At 63.8% G+C, this 18,712-nt stretch carries 18 protein-coding genes; 5 read left to right on the top strand and 13 right to left on the bottom strand.

The features are described from left to right. Positions 1–25: 25 nt before the first annotated feature. Positions 26–574, top strand: coding sequence for a glycine cleavage system transcriptional repressor (locus PU634_RS05510; RefSeq protein WP_306763061.1), 549 nt, complete (start codon positions 26–28; stop codon positions 572–574). Beyond that, a complete protein-coding gene (gene bcp, locus PU634_RS05505) occupies positions 571–1,038 on the top strand; it encodes a thioredoxin-dependent thiol peroxidase (RefSeq protein ID WP_306763060.1) in 468 nt (155 codons plus the stop codon). Before PU634_RS05510 ends, bcp begins: the two co-directional genes overlap by 4 nt. Before the next feature lie 143 nt (positions 1,039–1,181). Here the strand turns inward: bcp and PU634_RS05500 are convergent, their stop codons facing one another. Next, on the bottom strand, positions 1,182–1,604 hold the full coding sequence (locus PU634_RS05500; RefSeq protein ID WP_306763059.1) for a DUF6691 family protein: 423 nt from the start codon (positions 1,602–1,604) through the stop codon (positions 1,182–1,184). A 2-nt stretch (positions 1,605–1,606) separates the two neighbouring features. After that, positions 1,607–2,026, bottom strand: a complete 420-nt coding sequence (locus PU634_RS05495; RefSeq protein WP_306763058.1) for a YeeE/YedE family protein — start codon at positions 2,024–2,026, stop codon at positions 1,607–1,609. A 167-nt stretch (positions 2,027–2,193) separates the two neighbouring features. Between PU634_RS05495 and PU634_RS05490 the strand changes: the two genes are divergently transcribed. Further along, a complete protein-coding gene (locus tag PU634_RS05490) occupies positions 2,194–5,151 on the top strand; it encodes a bifunctional diguanylate cyclase/phosphodiesterase (protein WP_306763057.1) in 2,958 nt (985 codons plus the stop codon). A gap of 15 nt (positions 5,152–5,166) precedes the next feature. Here the strand turns inward: PU634_RS05490 and PU634_RS05485 are convergent, their stop codons facing one another. Next, entirely contained in the window at positions 5,167–5,637 is a 471-nt protein-coding gene (locus tag PU634_RS05485; RefSeq protein ID WP_306763056.1) for a GlcG/HbpS family heme-binding protein, read from the bottom strand. 86 nt (positions 5,638–5,723) lie between these two features. Between PU634_RS05485 and PU634_RS05480 the strand changes: the two genes are divergently transcribed. Beyond that, positions 5,724–6,458: a winged helix-turn-helix domain-containing protein gene (locus tag PU634_RS05480; protein ID WP_306763055.1), complete on the top strand. Its 735-nt coding sequence runs from the start codon at positions 5,724–5,726 to the stop codon at positions 6,456–6,458. Continuing rightward, positions 6,439–7,770: a sensor histidine kinase gene (locus PU634_RS05475; RefSeq protein WP_306763054.1), complete on the top strand. Its 1,332-nt coding sequence runs from the start codon at positions 6,439–6,441 to the stop codon at positions 7,768–7,770. The genes PU634_RS05480 and PU634_RS05475 overlap by 20 nt, the downstream gene beginning before the upstream one ends. On the opposite strand, the gene PU634_RS05470 is transcribed toward PU634_RS05475, so the two are convergent. From PU634_RS05470 to PU634_RS05425, 10 genes are all read right to left on the bottom strand, one after another. Beyond that, complete coding sequence (locus tag PU634_RS05470) at positions 7,767–8,720, bottom strand: bile acid:sodium symporter (protein ID WP_306763053.1); 954 nt, start codon at positions 8,718–8,720, stop codon at positions 7,767–7,769. The two genes, PU634_RS05475 and PU634_RS05470, sit on opposite strands and share 4 nt — an antisense overlap. 21 nt (positions 8,721–8,741) lie before the next feature. Beyond that, positions 8,742–9,512: a 2-keto-4-pentenoate hydratase gene (locus PU634_RS05465; RefSeq protein ID WP_306763052.1), complete on the bottom strand. Its 771-nt coding sequence runs from the start codon at positions 9,510–9,512 to the stop codon at positions 8,742–8,744. A 16-nt stretch (positions 9,513–9,528) separates the two neighbouring features. After that, a complete protein-coding gene (locus tag PU634_RS05460; RefSeq protein ID WP_306763051.1) occupies positions 9,529–10,938 on the bottom strand; it encodes an amidase in 1,410 nt (469 codons plus the stop codon). Then, on the bottom strand, positions 10,917–12,206 hold the full coding sequence (locus PU634_RS05455; protein ID WP_306763050.1) for a TRAP transporter large permease: 1,290 nt from the start codon (positions 12,204–12,206) through the stop codon (positions 10,917–10,919). The genes PU634_RS05460 and PU634_RS05455 overlap by 22 nt, the downstream gene beginning before the upstream one ends. Further along, positions 12,203–12,814, bottom strand: a complete 612-nt coding sequence (locus PU634_RS05450) for a TRAP transporter small permease subunit (RefSeq protein ID WP_306763049.1) — start codon at positions 12,812–12,814, stop codon at positions 12,203–12,205. The genes PU634_RS05455 and PU634_RS05450 overlap by 4 nt, the downstream gene beginning before the upstream one ends. A gap of 141 nt (positions 12,815–12,955) precedes the next feature. Beyond that, positions 12,956–13,990 (bottom strand): TRAP transporter substrate-binding protein, encoded by a 1,035-nt coding sequence (locus PU634_RS05445; RefSeq protein ID WP_306763048.1) that lies wholly within the window; start codon positions 13,988–13,990, stop codon positions 12,956–12,958. A 75-nt stretch (positions 13,991–14,065) separates the two neighbouring features. Continuing rightward, positions 14,066–15,232 (bottom strand): pyridoxal-phosphate-dependent aminotransferase family protein, encoded by a 1,167-nt coding sequence (locus tag PU634_RS05440; RefSeq protein ID WP_306763047.1) that lies wholly within the window; start codon positions 15,230–15,232, stop codon positions 14,066–14,068. 77 nt (positions 15,233–15,309) lie between these two features. Further along, on the bottom strand, positions 15,310–16,731 hold the full coding sequence (hydA, locus tag PU634_RS05435) for a dihydropyrimidinase (protein WP_306763046.1): 1,422 nt from the start codon (positions 16,729–16,731) through the stop codon (positions 15,310–15,312). A 359-nt stretch (positions 16,732–17,090) separates the two neighbouring features. Continuing rightward, on the bottom strand, positions 17,091–17,786 hold the full coding sequence (locus tag PU634_RS05430; protein WP_306763045.1) for a GntR family transcriptional regulator: 696 nt from the start codon (positions 17,784–17,786) through the stop codon (positions 17,091–17,093). 189 nt (positions 17,787–17,975) lie between these two features. Then, positions 17,976–18,707, bottom strand: coding sequence for a maleate cis-trans isomerase family protein (locus PU634_RS05425; protein ID WP_306763044.1), 732 nt, complete (start codon positions 18,705–18,707; stop codon positions 17,976–17,978). Between the last annotated feature and the right edge of the window lie 5 nt (positions 18,708–18,712).

Genomic DNA, 18,712 nt, shown 5'->3' with positions numbered 1-18,712 from the left:
TCCCACAGCATTATTCGGACTGCCGATGACCCATCATCTCGTGGTGACCGCCATAGGCGAAAACAGAGCCGGCATCGTGAACGAAGTCGCCCGCCATGTTTCCGATTGCGGCTGTAATATCGTCGACAGCCGGCTGGGCATTTTCGGCAACGAGTTTACCTTTATTCTGCTGCTGTCGGGCAGCTGGAACCAGATCACCCGGCTGGAAACCACCCTGCCGCTGTTTGGCCAGAGCCAGCAGCTGATCACCATGATGAAGCGTACCCAGGTGCTGAACCAGCCCAGCTATGTGCTGAGCGCCGATGCCGAAATAGTGCTCGCCGACCGGCCGGGCATCGTCAACCGCTGCACCCAGTTTTTCAGCGACGCCGGCTGGGACATTCAGGCCATGCAGAACCAGACCCTGAGCGGCGAGCACAGCGGCAAGTTTCAGGCCCACTTTCAGCTCAACCTGCCCGAGCAGCTCAGCGACGACCAGGCCCAGCACACCTTTGAGCAACTGTGCGCCGAGCTGGAGTGCGAGCAACACAGCTTTCGTTTAAAACGCAAACCAACCACAGGAAACAGCAAATGACCTATCTGCAGGAAGGCAGCCGGGCTCCGGCCTTTACCCTTTGCGATCAGAACGGCCAGCGCGTCAGCCTGAGCGATTTCAGCGGCAAAAAGGTACTGGTGTATTTCTACCCCAAGGCCATGACCCCGGGCTGCAAGGTACAGGCCTGCGGCCTGCGCGACAGCCGCGCCGAGCTCGATGCCCTCAACGTGGTGGTGCTGGGCATCAGCCCGGATCCGGTGGCCCGGCTGAAAAAGTTTGAAGAAAAGGACGGGCTCAACTTCACCCTGCTCTCCGATGAAGATCACGCCGTGGCCGACGCCTTTGGCGTCTGGGGCCCGAAGAAATTCATGGGCAAGGAATACGACGGCATTCACCGCATCAGCTTTCTGGTTGACGAAACCGGCACCGTGACCAAGGTGTTCAACAAGTTCAAGACCAAGGATCACCACGAAGTGGTGCTGGACTACCTCAAACAGCTTTAAAGCTCGAAGCTCGAAGCTCGAAGCTCGAAGCTCGAAGCTCGAAGCGAATGATATGGCTGTGGCCCCGATGCCAGGGAGCACAGCCTTTTTATTGATTTTGATTGCACACTATAACTGCAAGTGGCCATGTGGAGGCTTCCAGCTTATCGCTTCAAGCTTCCGGCTTTGTTGGCCAGCCAGAAACCGGCGATCATGGCGGCCACAAACAGCCCGGCCTGCCACTGCAGGCTGCCCAGCAGGCCCAGTGCCGGCCCGGGGCAGATGCCCGCCAGGCCCCAGCCGATGCCAAACAGCAGCGCGCCCAGCAACAGTTTGCGATCAAAACGGGCGGCAGGCACATCCGGCAGCTTGTCACCCAGCACACAGCGAGTGTGGCCCTGCCGGCGCCACCACCAGTAGCCGGGGGCAAACACCGCCAGCGCTCCCCCCATCACCAGCGCCAGGCTTGGGTCCCACCGGCCGAACAAGTCGAGAAAGCCCAGTACCTTGGCCGGGTTCATCATGCCCGACACCAGCAGCCCCAACCCGAACAGGGCGCCTGAAAACAGTGCAATCGGTATCAGCATGATCAGCCTCCCAGCCCGCTCAGGGTCACGGTGGCCATGCCCGCCGCCATAAACAGCAGGGTGGCCACCACCGAGCGGGGCGACAGCCGGCCCAGGCCACAAATGCCGTGACCGCTGGTGCAGCCGTTGCCCAGCCGGGTGCCCACGCCCACCAGCAGGCCGGCCAGGGCCAGCCGCCAGGGGGAATAGTGCTGCAACGAAGCCGCCTCCGCCACATTCAGGCCAAACAGCACCAGCGGCACCGCCACCAGCCCCGCCACAAAGGCGAGCCGCCAACCCTTGTTGCGCTGGCTGCCAATGCCGGCAACAATGCCGCTGATGCCGGCAATACGTCCGCCCACCAGCAACAACAGCAGCGCAGCAGCGCCGATCAACAGGCCACCGGCCAGAGCGGTCCAGGGAGTAAAATTGACAATGGTCATCACAGGCCCCCGTTTTCAGGATGAAACTCGTTTTACAAGCAGGCATTAATTTAGAAACCACTAATAAAATAACCCCTGACGCGGCTTTTCGCAATGCGTTACAATGGCCCTCATCATGGTCACCACAAGACAGTTTCACGGCTTGCAAGAACAAGGACGCCCCCATCATGTCGTTGCCTGCGCTATCCCAGGCCCAGCATACCCTGTGCTTTTTCAGGCTGGATCCGCAATTTCACCTGCACCCGCTGACTCCCCTGCCCGCCGATATTGGCTTGTTCGAGCCCGGCTCTTCACTGCTTGCCGGCCTGGAGCAGGGCGATCGTCAACGCCTTGAACAGGCCTGCCAGGCCGGCCAAGCCACGCGGCTGGGACTGACCGTGGGCGGCCGGCGCTGGCGGTGTCATCTGGCCCCGGTGGAGCATGGCCACTGGCTGGTGAGCGCCGACATCCGCCGGCAGGAAACCCGTGACGAACAAGGGCTGCTGGAGTGGCAACTGCAGCGTCAGTGGCGCCAGCAACCGGACGACAGCCAGGCCTCTCTGCCCGCGCTGCTGGATATTCTCGGTGAGCAACTGCAACCGGACCGCATTATATTGTGGCGCCATTACGAGGCCGAGGAACTGCTGCGCCCGCTCTACAGCCAGGGCCTGCCCTTTGCCCTGCGCCCGGTACGGGCCGACCGCCGCTATCTGCGCACCCTGCACCAGCGCGGCGGACTCAGTTTTGGCAACTGTGCCGAGCAACCCCTGCTGAGCGCCTTTGATTACCTGGCCACCGACGGCATTCGCCACCGGCTGGATATGCCCCTGCCCTTTGCCGGCGGCCCCGGCGGCCTGCTCAGCCTGGAATATGCCCAGGCCCACGGGCCCATGTCCGCCACCGACCTGCAGTTTGTGGCTTCCCTGGCCACGCGCATCGCCCAGGTCCTGGAGCAAGCCCCGGCTTTGCCCCCGCCTTCCCGCTATGCCGACGACATCATGGCCCGGCTGATGCCGCTGCTGTGCCGCCACACCGGGCAGGACTTTTTCAACCGGCTGATGCTGCAGCTGGCCAGCCTCACCGGCGCCAGCATGGTGCTGGCCGGACTGCAGCACCCGCGAGCGGAACGGGTGCAGGCCATCGCCTGCCACCTGAAGGGGGAATTGTGCCCGCCCTTTACCTACGATCTGGCCGGCACGCCCTGCGCCTTCAGCCGCCACAGCCGGGAGCGGGTATGCATTCACCCCTGCGGTATTGCCGAACGCTTTCCCGGCGACACCATGCTGAGCGAGCAGGGCATGCAGGCCTACGCCGGCCTCTCCCTCAAGGACAGCGACGGTCAGCCCCTGGGGGTACTGGTGCTGCTGTTCGACCGGCCCCTGACCGACAGCGAAGGCATCACGGCGCTGCTGTCCCAACTGGAGCCCAGAGTGGCCGCCGAGCTCAGGCACCGGCGCGATCAGGAACAGCTGATGGTGGCCGCCGCCGCCTTTGAAACCCGGGAAGGCATTTTCATCGCCAACGAACGCATGCGCATTCAGCGGGCCAACCAGGCCTTTGCCCACATGTGCGGCCTGGAGCCGGACAGCCTGGTGGGCACCAGCCTGCTGTCACTACGGGACAAGGACACGGATACGGCGGAGGTCGGCGTGATCCTGCGGGCGCTGCACCACAGAGGATGGTGGCAGGGCGAGCAGCGGCTGGCCCGGGCCGATGGCCGCTCTCTGCCGGTGAACCTGCGTATCAGCCGCATGCAGGACGGCCTGGGACTGCGCCATTATGTGTGCCACGCCGAGGACATTTCCGAGCAGAAGGCCAGCCGCGAGCGCATCGAGAAAATGGCCTATTTCGACGAGCTTACCGGCCTGCACAACCGCCGTTTCATGGTGGAGCACATTCATCACACGGTGGCGCTGGCCGAGCTCGAGTCCAGCCGGGGCGCCCTGTTGCTGCTGGATCTGGATGGCTTCAAGAACATCAACGACTCCCTCGGCTACGGCCTGGGAGACCGGCTGCTGGTGCAGGTGGCCGGGCGGCTGCAGCAGTTCTGTGACCAGCACGACGACTTCAGCCTGGCACGCATTGCCAGCGACGAATTCGTGCTGCTGTGCCCGCGCCTGGGCCACGGCTATTCCGCTACCAAAACCCGCACCGAGCAACTGGCCAAGGCCCTCAACGAGCTGTTCTCGCTGCCCTTTGAGCTGGACGGGCTGCGCCTGCACCTGAGCATCAGCGCCGGCATCAGCCTGTTTCCCGCCACCGGGGTCGAGCTGGAAGAATATTTGCGCCAGGCCGATACCGCCACCCACATGGCCAAGCGCATCGCCCCGGGCAGCCATGTGTTTTTCAGCCCGGAAATGGCGGAAGAGGTACAGGAGCGGCTGCGGCTGTCCAATGCCCTGCAGCAGGCCCTGAAAAACGAGGAGCTGGCGCTGCACTTTCAGCCTCAGGTCAGCCTGAACGGCCATGGTGTCACCGGTGTGGAAGCGCTGTTGCGCTGGCAGCCACCGGGCCAGCCGCCCATTCCCCCCGGCCATTTCATTCCGGTAGCCGAGGAAACCTCGCTGATCTGCGACATCGGCAACTGGGTGCTGGCCCGGGCCTGCGAGCGGCTGCAACACTGGCACCGTCATGGCAGCGGGCCAGAACGGCTGTCGGTCAACATCAGTGCCCGCCACTTTCACAGCCCCGACTTCACCACCCGGCTGGAAACCCTGCTGCTGCAGTTTCCCGCCTGCCGGCACCGGCTGACCCTGGAGGTGACCGAAAGCGTGATCCTGGAAAACCTCACCGAAAGCCGCACCCGCATGGCCCGGCTGAAGGAGCTGGGGCTGGGGCTGTCCATCGACGACTTCGGCACCGGCTATTCCTCCTTTGCCTACCTGAAGGAGCTGCCGGTGGACGAGCTCAAGCTCGACCGGGCCTTTATTCGCCATGTGGACACGGCGCCGCGAGACAGGGCCATTATCGCCTGCATTCTGGCGCTGGCCCGTGAGCTGAACATGACGGTGGTGGCGGAAGGGGTGGAAACCGAAGCCCAGCGCGACCAGCTGCAGCGGCTGGGCTGTCCGGCCTTTCAGGGCTTTCTCATGGCCCGCCCCATGCCGGAGCAGGCGCTGCTGGAGTGGTTGAGCGGCACCCGCTAGGCCGCTCGGCCAGACTTACTGCAGTACCGCTTTCAGGGCCGCGTCGGCGCAGGCCTGATCCAGGTGACCACCGGGCGCGCCGCCGATGCCAATGCCACCCACCAGCTGGTCATTCACACGAATGGGCAGGCCGCCGCCCAGGATCAGCATATCCGGGTGCATTTCGCGCAGGCCAAACAGCGCCGGCTTGTCGGCGATATTGTTGGCCAGCTCGGCGGTCACCACCCCCATGGAGGCGGAGGTGAAGGCCTTCTTGCGGGCGCTTTCAACGGTATGCGGGCCGGCGTTCTCATGACGGCCCAGGGCCTTGAGGGTGCCGCTGCGATCCACTACCGCCACGGTCACGTTATAGCCGTCTTTGGCGCACTGGCTGATGCCTTCGCTCACCAGCTTCAGCGCGGTGTCGGTGGTCAGCACTTGGGTGTTCACGGTCTGGGCCTGTACACCCAGGCTGGCCAGCACCAGCACGGCGAGAACTTTTTTCATAACGCTTCTCCTTGTAAATGACCCTGTCACTATAGCCGGCCAGCCTTGCGGCTGCCTTGCCGCCGCATTACAGAATGGAAAGGTTCATGGCCACCCGTCTCGATGGCGGTACAATGTGCGCCATGCCCACTACGGAGACCCCGGCCATGGAGCTGTTGCTGGTTGAAGATGATGACAAGATTGCCACCTTTCTTGCCCGCGGCCTGACCGAGCAGGGCTACCGGGTGCAGCACTGCAGCCGGGCCGAAGACGCCGCCCCCCTGGCGCTGGAGCAGCCCCCCGCCCTGGCCATTGTCGATATCATGCTACCGGGCCGGGACGGACTTGAGCTGGTACAGGACTGGCGCGGCCAGGGCGCCGGTTTTCCCATTCTGCTGCTGAGCGCCCGTCGCTCGGTGGACGACCGGGTGCAGGGGCTGCGCCTGGGCGGCGACGACTATCTGACCAAGCCCTTTGCCTTCAGCGAGCTGCTGGCCCGTATCGAGGCGCTGCTGCGCCGGCACCAGCCGGCGCTGGCGCAGGATGTGCTGCAACTGGCGGATTTGCGCCTGGATTCATCCCGCAAACTGGCCTGGCGGGGCGAGCACAGGCTGGCCCTGCAGCCCAGAGAGCTGGTGCTGCTGGAGCTGCTGTTGCGCCAGCAGGGCCGGGTGGTGTCCCGCACCCAGATCCTGGAGCAGGTGTGGGATTACCAGTTTGATCCCCAGACCAATGTGGTGGACGTGCTGGTATGCCGGCTGCGCAACAAGATAGACAAGGGCCAGACCCCAAAATTGCTGCATACCCTGAGAGGCATTGGCTATGTCCTGCGCACCGATTAAACCCCGCTTTACCACCGGCCTGACCCTCACCCTCTGGTATCTGGTACTGATGACCCTGGTCACCGGCGGCCTGCTGCTGGCCGGGGAGCACCTGCTGGGCTCACGCCTGCTCGGCAAGGACAGACAACTGGTGGCCACCCTGCTCGACAACTACCAGCGCATCAGCAACGACGCCGGCCCCGACAAGCTGCTGCACGTGCTGGAGCGGGACCGGGAATTTCTGCTGCTGAGCCACTACCGGGTGCGCTTTACCAATCCGACCGGGCAGTTGCTGTTCAGCGCCGGCCCCGCCCTGCCTCCCCGGGCCGACGGCCAGCTGAGTGATGGCAGCTGGCACCAGGGCCGCACCCTGGACGGCTACCGGCTGCAGGTGGCCCTGTCCGCCGGCCCCCGCCAGCAGGATCTGGCCCGCTACCGCCAGACCATGCTGCAACTGTTGCTGCCCATGCTGCTGATAAGCCTGGGGCTGGTGGCCTGGCTCACCCGGCGCACCCTGCGCCCCATTCGCACCCTTATTCACCGCATTGGCAGCCTGCAGCGGGACGGCCTTGACTGCCCGGTGCCACCCACCGCCTCGCACCGCACCGAGCTGGGCCAGCTGACTCTGCTGTTCAACCAGCAAATGGCGCGCATTCACCGGCTGGTGAGCGGGCTGCGCCACGCCCTCGACAGCGCCGCCCACGATCTGCGCACGCCACTGACCCGCCAGCGCCTCAGCCTGGAGCAGGCGCTGGCAAGCACGGATCCGCAACGCTGGCACGACAGCCTGCTCGACTGCGCCGAGGAGAATCAGCGCATGCAAACCCAGCTCGATTACCTGCTGGCGATCACCGCCGCCGAGCAGGGGCTGGATCCGGCCCGGCTCGAGCCCTGCGATCTGGGCCGGTTGCTGAAAGAGGTGGCCGAACTGTACGAGCTGGCCGCCGAGGACAAGGGCATTGACCTGACCACCCGGCTGGCAACCGGGCTGATCACGCAAGGAGATCCCCAGGCCCTGCGCCAGGCCTTTGCCAATCTGCTCGACAACGCCATCAAGTACACTGAACCCGGCGGCCGGGTGCGGCTGACGGCCAGACGCAACCGGCAAAACATTGAAGTGATGGTGGAAGACACCGGCGTCGGCATCAGCGAGACCGATCTGCCCCATATTTTTGAGCGCCTGTACCGGGGCGATCGCAGCCGGCACAGCCCGGGCCACGGGCTGGGGCTGGCCCTGGTCAAGGCCATTCTCGACGGTCACCGGGCCCCCATCGAGGTAACCCAGGATCGGGGCCTGACCCGGTTTTGCTGTACCTTCAGCGCCGAACGCTAAGCCCCGGCCCGCGTCAGGGCCGCGGTTCGCGCGCCAATACGCGACGCCAGCAGGGAGTCGGCCAGCATGTGCATAAAGTGAAACACCAGGCAGGCCACCACCGCCAGCCCGCCGGCGGCGTTCATCGCCACCAGCACGCTCACCGCCACCGGCGTGGTTTTCTGGGCGGCGGTAAACAACAGCGCCAGTCGCGCCGGCCGCGCCAGCCCGCGTCCCGCCAGCCGGCATACCAGCAGCAGAGCACCGTGCAGCAACAGTGACCAGAGCGCCAGCGCCAGCAAATCACCTCCGCCAAGCTGCAACAGCGCCGGGCGGCTGGTAGACAGGGTGATCCAGGCGGTGGTGACCACGCTCAGGGTGGGCACCACCGTCATCCAGCGGTGTACCACCCGTCCGCCCAGCACCAACCGCAGCAAAAGGCCCAGCACAAAAGGCAACAGCACCATCAGCGACAGCTTGTGCAGCAAGGACCAGGGCGACAGTTCACCGCTGCGGCCGATCAGCAGACTGAGCATCAGCGGAATGGTGACGATGCCGAGCAGGTTCAGCCCCAGGGTCATAAACAGCGACCACTGGGCGTTGCCGCCGCTGAGCCGGGTCAGCACCACGCAGGACGACAGGGTCGGCGGCACCACAGACACCACCAGCAGGCCCAGCGCCAGCCCCGGTGCCAGCCCGCTGTGGTAATACAGCAGCGCCCCCAGCAGCGGCGACAGCAACAGGCTGATCACCAGCGCCAGGCCGAACACCCGGCCAAAGCCCGCCTCGGGCCTGAGCTCGCGCACCTGGGTCTGCAGGCCGTTGACCAGAAAGATCACCGCCACCAGCCAGGGCAGCGGCTGCCACTGGGCCAGCCAGACGCCGGGCCCCGGCAACAGCAGGGCCAGAACAATGGCGGCACACAGGCCGCCGGGAAGCAACCAGGCGATGATGTCCTCCTTACCGGGCACTCCGGCGCCGGTTAATTCAGCTTATGCAATAGTCAGCGCCACCTCGCCGATGCCGGGGAACACCACCCGAATATCGGCGCCGGGCTCGATAAACTTCATGCCGGTCCAGCTGCCGGTGGTGATCAGATCCCCCACGGCCAGCCCGTGGCTGCGCGCCACCAGATGATTCACCGACCAGGTCAGCAGCACGGTCGGGTCGGCCAGCGGATGGCCGCCGCTTTTATCCGCCAGCACCTCACCGTTCAACGTCAGCTGCACCGGCTGCAGAGTCAGATCCCGGCCCTGCCAGTCGTTAATGCCACTGCCCACCACCAGGCCGCCGCTGATCTGGTTGTCGGCCAGCCGCCACAGGGCGCTGGTTTGCTGCCATTGCTGGAGCCGGGTATCCACCAGCTCCAGGGTCACGCACAGCTCCCCCAGCGCCGCCCGCACTTCCTGCTCGCTGTAGGCCTCGGCCCGCACCGGCAGGGCTCTGGTTACCCGAAAGGCCAGCTCCGCTTCTATGCCAATCATGTGAAAGTCATCCCCCCTGAGCCGCACGCCGCTGTCGTATACCTTCTGCGGCGGAATGGGCGCGCTGTAGGGCTCGGTGTCCCGGTCGGGCGCACCCACCTTCCAGCAATGGGTACGGTGTGCCGGCCACAGGTGACGGGCCACGCCATCCTGAATGGCATAGGCCTGCTCCACCGTTTGCGGCCCTTCACCGGCGTCAAACTGCTGCCCGCTCTCATAGGCGGCCAGAACCCGGGCCACCGCTTGCTGTATTTGTTGTGGTTGGATTTGTTGTTCCATGGTGTTCATCCTGTTGTCACCCTTCTGCCAGGGCCGGCCACTGCCAGCCCGCTTGTTGCTGTTCATATTCCGCCGCCAGCCGCAGCAGCAGCGCGTCCTGGCCCATGGCCGCCACCAACTGAAAACCGATGGGCAGGCCGTCCGCCGACGGCGCCGCCGGCAAATTGATGGCCGGATGGCCGCAGGCATTCACCCAGCCGGTATAAATGGCATGACCCCGCGGACCCACCGGCCGGCCATCGATCTCGCCGGGATAGGGCTGCTCCGCCGGCCAGGGCAGGGCCGCCGCCGAGGGCGTGATGATGATGTCGATATCAAGAAAGGCCTCGGCCACGGTACGGCGAAAACGGCCAATGCCGTCCAGGCCGCACAGATAGTCGGTGGCCGACAGCTGCCGGCCCTGCCCGGCCATATCGCGAAAGCGCCCGGCGGCCTCGGACTCGGTCCCGGGAAAGGCCCGGAAAATGGCCGCCACCGCCGCCGCCCCCATCATGGGCCAGAATCTGTCCACCGGCTCGAGAGAAAACGGCAATTCCCCCTGAGTCACCCGGTGCCCCAAGCGCGCAAACACCGCCAGCGCCTGCTCCACGCTCGCGGCAATCTCCGCATCGAGCGGCTGTTCGCCCAAACGGGGCACATAGTGAATACGCAACGGGCGGGCAGGCATCTCGGGACGAGCGCGCCAGGACGCCGGATCCCGCACATCGGGACCGCTGATAATGCGGTACAGGGCCTCGGCATCGGCGGCGCTGCGGGCCAGCGGCCCCACCACTTCAAAGTCGAGCATCACCTGGGGCAGGCTGCCGGCCCGGGCCACGGCGCCGATGGAAGGCTTGAGCCCCACCAGGCCGGTGTGGGACGCCGGCCGGCGAATGGAGCCGCCGCCGTCGGTGCCCAGCGCCAGCGGCGCCAGCCCCGCGGCCAGGCTTGCCACCGCGCCGCCGCTGGAGCCCCCCGGCGTCAGTGCCGGGTTCCAGGGGTTGCGGGTCACGCCGAACAGCCGGTTGTCGGTATAGCCTTCCAGGGTGAACTCGGGCACATTGGTCTTGCCCAGGATCACCAGCCCGGCGGCCCGGCAGCGGGAGACCGCCAGCTCTTCCTCGGTGGCGATATTGCCGGCCAGGGCCCGGTTACCCCAGGTGGTCGCCAGCCCCAGCGTGTTGAGGTGATCCTTGACCGTCAGCGGCACACCATCGAGGGGGCTCAGGGGCCGGCCCTCGGCCCAGCGTGCGGTGGCGGCAGCGGCCTCGTCACGGGCCGCCGGGTTCAGAGTGATAATGGCATTGAGTTCGGGATTAAGCCGGGCGATACGCTCGCCCAGCGCCTCGACCACCGTCAGCGGGGTCAGGGTGCCGGCGGCGTAGGCCGCCGCCAGCTCAAGGGCGCCGAGGCGCCAGCTTTGGGTTACATCATGTTGGGCAGCCACAGGGCGATCTCCGGGAAGGTCATCAGACTGAAGGTGAACAGCATCATGATCAGGATGAACGGCACCACACCCCACATCACATCACTGATATTGCCGCCGTCCTTGCGCACGCTCTGCACCACGAACAGGTTCATGCCCACCGGCGGCGTGATCAGCGCCAGCTCGCACATCAGCACCACGAACACGCCGTACCAGATGGGATCCACACCCAGGGCGGTGACGATGGGATAGGTGATGGGAATGGTCAGCACCTGCATCGACAGCACGTCCATAAACATGCCCAGTGCCAGGTAGAACAGGATGAGAATAAGCAGCAGGCCGGTGGCACTGAGACCGAAGGAGGTCACCCAGGCGGTCAGTTCATCCACCACCCCGGTGAGGCTGATGGTCAGGTTAAGCACAAAGGCGGCGGTGATGATCAGCAGGATCATGCCGGTAATGCGCGCGGTCTGAACGAAACATTCCTGCAGGAAGTTAACCGACAGCCGGCCGGAGCGCCAGGCGAACCAGAGCGCGGTCATAACCCCCAGGGCGGCAGACTCGGTGGCGGTGGCCAGACCGCTGTAGATGCTGCCCATCACGATACCGAATACCACCGCCGGCGGGATCAGGTGACGGGACAGACGCAGCTTTTCGGACAGCGGCAGCTTCTCTTCCCGCACACTGCCCTGGCCGCGGTTGGCGAAGGCGATATACACCATAAACAGCAGGCTCAGCATCACGCCGGGAATAAGCCCCGCCATAAACAGCTTGCCGATGGAGTTATTGGTCAGCGAGCCGTAGATCAGCATGTTGACGCTGGGCGGAATAAGAATGCCCAGAGTACCGCCGGCAGCCAGGCTGCCCAGGGACTGGCGCATGCAGTACTTGCGCTCCTGCAGCGACGGCAGCGCCACCGTGCCGATGGTGGCAGCGGTGGCCACCGAAGAGCCGGAAGTGGCGGCAAACAGCGCACAGGAGCCGATATTGGTGTGCAGCAGACCGCCGGGCAACCTGCCCAGCCAGGCCGACATGGACAGGAACATCTTGTCGGCGATGCCGCTGCGCAGCAGCAGCTCACCCAGCAGAATGAACAGCGGAATGGCGGTCAGCAGCGCCTCGTTGTGCACGCTCCATACCACGGCGCCGATAGAGTCCATAAAGGTCCAGTCAAACACCATGATGCCGCCAATCACCCCGATCAGGGCCATGGCCACGGCGATGGGAACGCCCAGCAACAGCATGCCGAGCATGGCGAAAAAGCCGATAAAAACGGTAGTTACTGTCATTGTGCACCCTCCCCGGCCAGTTTCGGTGCCGCGGTGTTTTGTTCCTGTTGCTGCTGGCGCTGGGCAAAGTCGGCCAGCTCTTCCTTCAGCTCTTCACTCACCCCCTTGGGGTTGAATTCACTGTTCAGCATGTTCACCCGGCCACTGGCCAGCAGCCAGGTGGCGCGCAGGCCATAGCCCAGGGCCACCAGGGCAAACACCACCAGACCCGCCATCCACACACTCTGGGGATAGATAAGCGGCGTGGCCCAGGGCGTCTGGGAGGTGCTGCCGTAGTCCAGGGTTTCCAGCACCACATTCAGGCACACCCACACCATAAACAGACCCAGGCCACACATGAACAGGGCAGACAGCCAGTTCAGCACGCTCTGCAACCCTCTGGGCAGGCGCTCGTGAAAAATGTCGATGCGCATGTGGGCGCGGCCAAACAGGGCGATGGTAAAGGACAGGGTGGCCCCCACCGCCAGCGCATAACCGCTCAGTTCATCCACCCCCTGCAACGATATCTTGAAAAACTTGCGCAGCAGGGTCTCTACCGCAATCATCAGCGACAACAGCAGAAACATGCCGCCAAATACCAGGCTGGTCAGCCGCTCTATTCGCTTCATGTCAACGTCTCCTTGTCACCGGCGCCAGGGCAGCCATCACCCTGTTGCCGGACGCGGGACCGGCGAGGCCCATATCGCCAGCCGGTCCACTTGAGTGTCATTCAGACAAAGACGCCGGCACAGGCCGGCGTTGTTAAGGGGTTACAGGCCCACTATGTCCTTCAGGTCCCGTTTCCAGTTGGCGGAGCAGTCGGCGTTGGACTTGTCGCACTGCTCGGCCCAGGTCGGATAGGACACCTGAGTCACGGTATTGGCCACGGTAGCCAGGTCGGCCTCGTTCACCGGCACTTCCACCAGGTTGAAGGGCTTGCCGGTGTCACAGGGCTGTTCACCCACGTTACAGCGGCTGGCATCCAGGAACAGCTCTTCGGAGTAGCTCCAGATTTCCTCGCTCAGCTCGTCAAAGGCTTTCTGCAGGGTCTGCTGCTGCTCGGCATCGAGCTTGTTCCAGGTCTTGAGGTTGATGCCGTAACCATTCAGCGCCAGCTGGAAGCCCAGGGGCAGCATGTGGGTGGTCACTTCCGGCCAGCCGGCGGAGTTGGCCGAGCTCGGGCCGGTAATGGCGCACTCAATCATGCCCAGCGCCAGACTCTGGTGTACGTCACCAAAGGCCACCGGCACCGGCACCCCGCCCACGGACTCCACAAACTGGGCCAGGTTCTGGTCATACACCCGCACCTTCAGGCCCTTGACGTCTTCCAGGCCGTTGATGGGGTGGTTACAGAACAGCACCTGCGGGCCAAAGGGCCAGACCGCCAGCAGCTTGGTGTTGAACCGCTCCTGCAGGCGCTGATCCACCGTGTCCTTGTAGGCGTCAACCACCTTGCGGCCCTGTTCGAAGTTGGGGTTCAGGCCCACCAGATCCAGACCGAGAATGGTGGGCTCGTCCCGGGACACCTGGGACATCCGCAGGGAAATGAGGTCAAACAGGCCGGACTTCAGCACCCGCAGCTGCTCCACGTCCTTGATGCCGGTGGTGTCCAGCGGCTTGTAGTTGACCTTGAGCGGCAAGCCGGTCTTTTCGGCCAGATTTTCAAAAAACGGCTGCTCCTTGTTTTTCTGGATCAGGCCGGTGGCCAGCGGCTGACCGATCACCTTGAGGTTGATGGTCTCGGCCAGAGCCGGTGTGGATGCCAGGATACTGCCAAGCAAAGTGGCGGTGATCAGTTTTCTCATGATGAGAATCTCCTTCCTTGAATATGCCCGATGGCATGGGTAAGCGGCCCGCCCACTGCGGGCCGCCGCAATCGCTTAGTGATCGGCCAGGAACCGCATGGCGGCATGTACCCCGCCCGGGCTGTGGGGCACACCCGCACAGGTCAGCCCCATTTCCACGCCGGCCAGGGTACCGAGCAGGGTGAGATCATTGATGTCGCCCAGGTGGCCGATGCGGAACACCCGTCCCTTGAGCTTGCCAAGGCCGGCGCCCAGGGACATGTCGAAGCGCGCCAGAATCACCTTACGCAGGGCGTCGGCATCCTGCCCTTCCGGCAGCAGCACAGTAGTCAGCACCGGGCTGTATTCCTCGGGGTTGAGACAGAGCACCTCCAGCCCCCAGGCCTGCACCGCCCGACGGGTGGCTTCGGCATGGCGCTGGTGGCGCGCAAAGACGTTGTCCAGCCCTTCCTCCTCCAGCATGGCGATGGCTTCCTTCAGGCCATAGAGCAGGTTGGTGGCGGGGGTGTAGGGAAAGTAGCCGGTGGCATTGCTCGCCAGCATGGAACTCCAGTCCCAGTAGGACTTCGGCAGCCGGGCCTGCTGGTGGCGGGCCAGGGCCTTGTCGCTGAGGGCGTTGAAACTGATGCCCGGCGGCAGCATCAGCCCCTTCTGGGAGCCGGATACGGTGACGTCCACGCCCCATTCATCGTGCTTGTATTCGGCAGAAGCCAGCCCGGAGATGGTGTCCACCATAAACAGCGCCGGATGACCGGTGCCGTCAATGGCGCGGCGAATGTCGGCAATGCGGCTGGTGACACCGGTGGAGGTTTCGTTGTGCACCACGCACACCGCCTGGATTTGATGGTCACTGTCCCGGCTGAGACGTTCGGCAATGGCTTCCGGGCTGGCACCGTGACGCCAGTCACCGGGCAGAAACTCCACCTCCAGCTCCAGGCGGGTGGCCAGCTCGTGCCAGAGGGTGGCGAACTGGCCGGTTTCACACATCAGCACCTTGTCCCCCGGGCTCAGGGTATTGACCAGGGCCGCTTCCCAGGCGCCGGTGCCGGAGGCGGGATAGATCACCACCGGGCTTTCGGTCTGGAAAATGCGCTTGATGCCGGCCAGCACGTTCCGGCCCAGCTCGCCGAATTCCGGCCCGCGGTGATCGATCACCGCTTTTGACATGGCGCGCACCAGCCGCTCCGGCACCGGTGACGGACCCGGGATCTGCAGAAAATGACGCCCGCTTTGGTATGACATATTCACTCCTTGAACTGCTCGGTTAATGGGCGGACGACCTGTCCTGGCTCGCCCTGCCCGAAATCGTTCCCTGACGCTCAGCGGCGCACCCTGGGTTTGGCCATGTCCGGCTTGCCGCAGGGCAGAAAGCGGCCGTCGCCGGCCTGGCCCAGCACCTCGCCATCGCGCCATACCACTTTGCCCCGGCTCAGGGTCAGCACCGGCCAGCCGGTGACCACCTGGCCCTCGTAGGGGGTGTAATCCACGTCGTGGTGCAGCAATTCGTTCTGAATGACCACCTCACGCCTGGGGTCCCAGATGGCGATGTCGGCATCGGCGCCCACGGCGATGCTGCCCTTTTGCGGATACAGGCCGTAAAGCTTGGCCGGGTTGGTGGCGGTCAGCTCCACAAAGCGGTTGAGGGTAATGCGGCCCTTGTTGACCCCTTCCGAGAACAACAGCGGCAGGCGGGTTTCCAGACCGGGAATGCCGTTGGGAATATAGGGAAAGTCCACTTCCTCACCGTTCGGCTTCTTGCCCTGGGGATCTTCGTAACGGAAGGGGGCATGGTCGGAAGAGAAGATGGTAAACAGGCCGTCTTCCAGACCGTCCCAGATCACCTGCTGATTGGCCTTGTCCCGGGGGGGCGGGCTGCACACGCACTTGGCGCCTTCGTAGCCGTCCAGGCCCAGATCTTCGGCGGTGAGGAACAGGTACTGGGGGCAGGTTTCGGCATAGATGCTGATGCCCTTGCTGCGGGCCCAGCGAATTTGCTCCACCGCTTCTTCACCGGACACATGCACGATAAGAATGGGCACGTCCACCAGCTCGGACAGGGCAATGGCCCGATGGGTGGCTTCCCGCTCCACCAGCATGGGGCGTGAAGCGGCATGGTATTTGGGGGCGGTGTGGCCGGCGTCGAGCAGGCGCTTGGTCAGCCAGCCGATGCAGTCGGCGTTTTCGGCGTGGATCATGGCCATGGCACCTTCGTCCCGGGCCAGGGCCAGCACATCGAGGATCTGGCCGTCGTTGAGCTTGAGGTCGTCGTAGGTCATGTAAATCTTGAAGGAGGTGCAGCCCTGACGGATCAGCTCCGGCAGCTCTTCCTTGAGCACTTTTTCGGTGGGGTCGCTGACGATCAGGTGAAAGGCGTAGTCCACCACCGCCTTGCCTTCAGCGCGCCGATGGTAATCCTCCACCGCCGCCTTCAGGGACTGGCCCTTTTCCTGGGCGGCAAAGGGCATGACGGTGGTGGTGCCGCCGCAGGCGGCGGAGCGGGTGCCGGTATAGAAGTCGTCGGCCATACGCAAACCATCGGGCATGGGCTGATCCAGATGACAGTGAGCATCCACGCCGCCCGGCAGCACCAGCTTGCCACTGGCATCGATTTCTTCCCGGCCCGGGCCCAGGTTCAGGCCCAGGGCCACAATACGGCCGTCCTTGATGCCGATATCGCAGTCGGTTACGTCGGCGGCGGTGGCAATGCGGCCGTTTCGAATCACCAGATCAAACTCGGACATGGGTCACTCCTTGATGTTGCGCTAATCCACTAGATTGCATTCATAATTATGTATACGTAATTAATCATTGCTTGTGGCCACTTTCAAACCGAAGGTAACGAAAATGTGAACAAGATCTCATGATGAGAAACAAATGATTAACAATCGAGGCTTGCATAAAAAACTGGCACACCCTTCCATGAACCGTCGTCAGGCAGGCTCAGGCCGCCCACCGCGGAAGACCGTTCAGGCAGCAGGGCAGCAGCCGGCACTCCGGCTGGCGAAAAACGGAAAACGGAAAACGGAAAACAGGCAGGAAAACGCGATAGGCGGCGTCAGAAAGAAAGGGAGTGGGGCATGAAGCCGCCCCGGTGGGCAACTCAGCCCGCTTTTTGCTGTTTTTGCTCCAGCTCGCGCACCAGCAGATCGCCGGTGTGCATCACATGCTCGGCCAGAATACGACCCGCCCGGTCGCCGTCACCGGCCTTGAGGGCCTCCAGCAGTTGCCGGTGCTCGGTGACGGACTCATCCCAGCGGTGATGAAAGCCAATGGCCAGGTAGCGGCCCCGGCTGACCTTGTTCATCAGCTGGTGATGCAGCTGGGTCAGGGTGTCGTTGCCGGCCAGTTCGATGATCAGCCGGTGAATGTGCTGATTGACTTCAAAGTAATGCTGCTTGTCCTGAGCCTGGTGATAGTCTTCCAGCTGGTGTTGCAGCCGGGTCAGCTGCTCCAGCTCGGCGGCCGTGGCACGCGCGGCGGTGAGCTCGGCGGCGCGACGCTCCAGGGAGCAGATAATCTCGAAATGTTCACGAATCTCTTCCGGCGTGATCACCGCCACCCGGGCGCCCCGGTTCGGCTCTATGGTGACAATGCCTTCGGAGTTCAATACCTTGAGGGCTTCGCGCAACGGGGTGCGGGAAATATCCAGCTGCTGGCACAGTGCCGGCTCGTTGATGCGCTCCCCTTCCTTCAGCTCGCCCTCGATGATCATGGTGCGCACGCAGTCGGCCACTTCCTCGTGCAGCGAGCGTCGCCGCAGAGAACCCTGCCCCAGGGAATTCATACTGCTTGCCATATCGTGCTCCTGTTATATGAATGTGATCGATCGCGTACTCTAATCCGTTGCCGGTCAAAACGGTATGACCGGGAAAGGCAAGGGTGATCCCGATCGAATTATGAATAACAAATCACCACACCAGCCTGACCGGGGCTGTCATTACTCCCCGGCCAGGCTGCTCTTATTTATGAATTATATAATATATAATTACGGTTTAACCAAAAATAAAGAGCCCCACCCTTGAATCTGGCCCGGATCCGCGTCGGCCAGCAGCATGCCCTTCCATACCCCGGTAGACACGGTGTCGTAGATGGGAATGTTCAGCTCTTTTTCCAGCCGTGCGGCCACCCGGGCACCCCGCAGGTTGGTGCAGAAGATGGTGATGGCGTCACACTGGCCCTCGGCGGCCACCTCACGCACCATTTGCTCAATGGTCTCTTCACTCACCTCGGAGAAGGAAAAGTTGCCCTTGTCGTTGAGGTGACGCTCGGCGACACACTCAAAACCGGCACCGGCGTAGGTGGCGATCACCTTCTTCTGCACGTCGCGCAGGTAGGGGGTCACCAGGCCAAAGCGCCTGACGCCGGTCAACGCAAACAGCTCGTTCAGTGCCAGCACGGAAGTGGTGGCCGGAATGCCGGTCTCTTCGGTAATGGCCTGGCACAGGATTTCGTCATCCTGAAAACCGCGCCAGCCGGAAGAGGTTCCGCTCCAGGTAATGGACTGCACCCTGGCATCGGCCAGCAGCCGGGAGGCCTGCAGGAAGGGCTCGTTGTCGAACTGACTCAGGGCCTGGTCGGTCAGGGAAATCTCGGTCACCTTGAGGCGGCCAAAGTGGGCGCTGACATGTTCCACGCCGTGCAGAATGTCGGCGGTTACCGGCTCCAGAGTGGTGTTGGAAGAAGGGGTCAGTACACCCAGCAGAGTACGTTCAGTCATGGTTA

This window comes from Oceanimonas pelagia (assembly GCF_030849025.1).
GTDB classification, from domain to species: domain Bacteria; phylum Pseudomonadota; class Gammaproteobacteria; order Enterobacterales; family Aeromonadaceae; genus Oceanimonas; species Oceanimonas pelagia.
The sequence above is the reverse complement of the archived record's forward strand: the minus strand, read 5'-3'. Positions and strand labels throughout refer to the sequence as shown.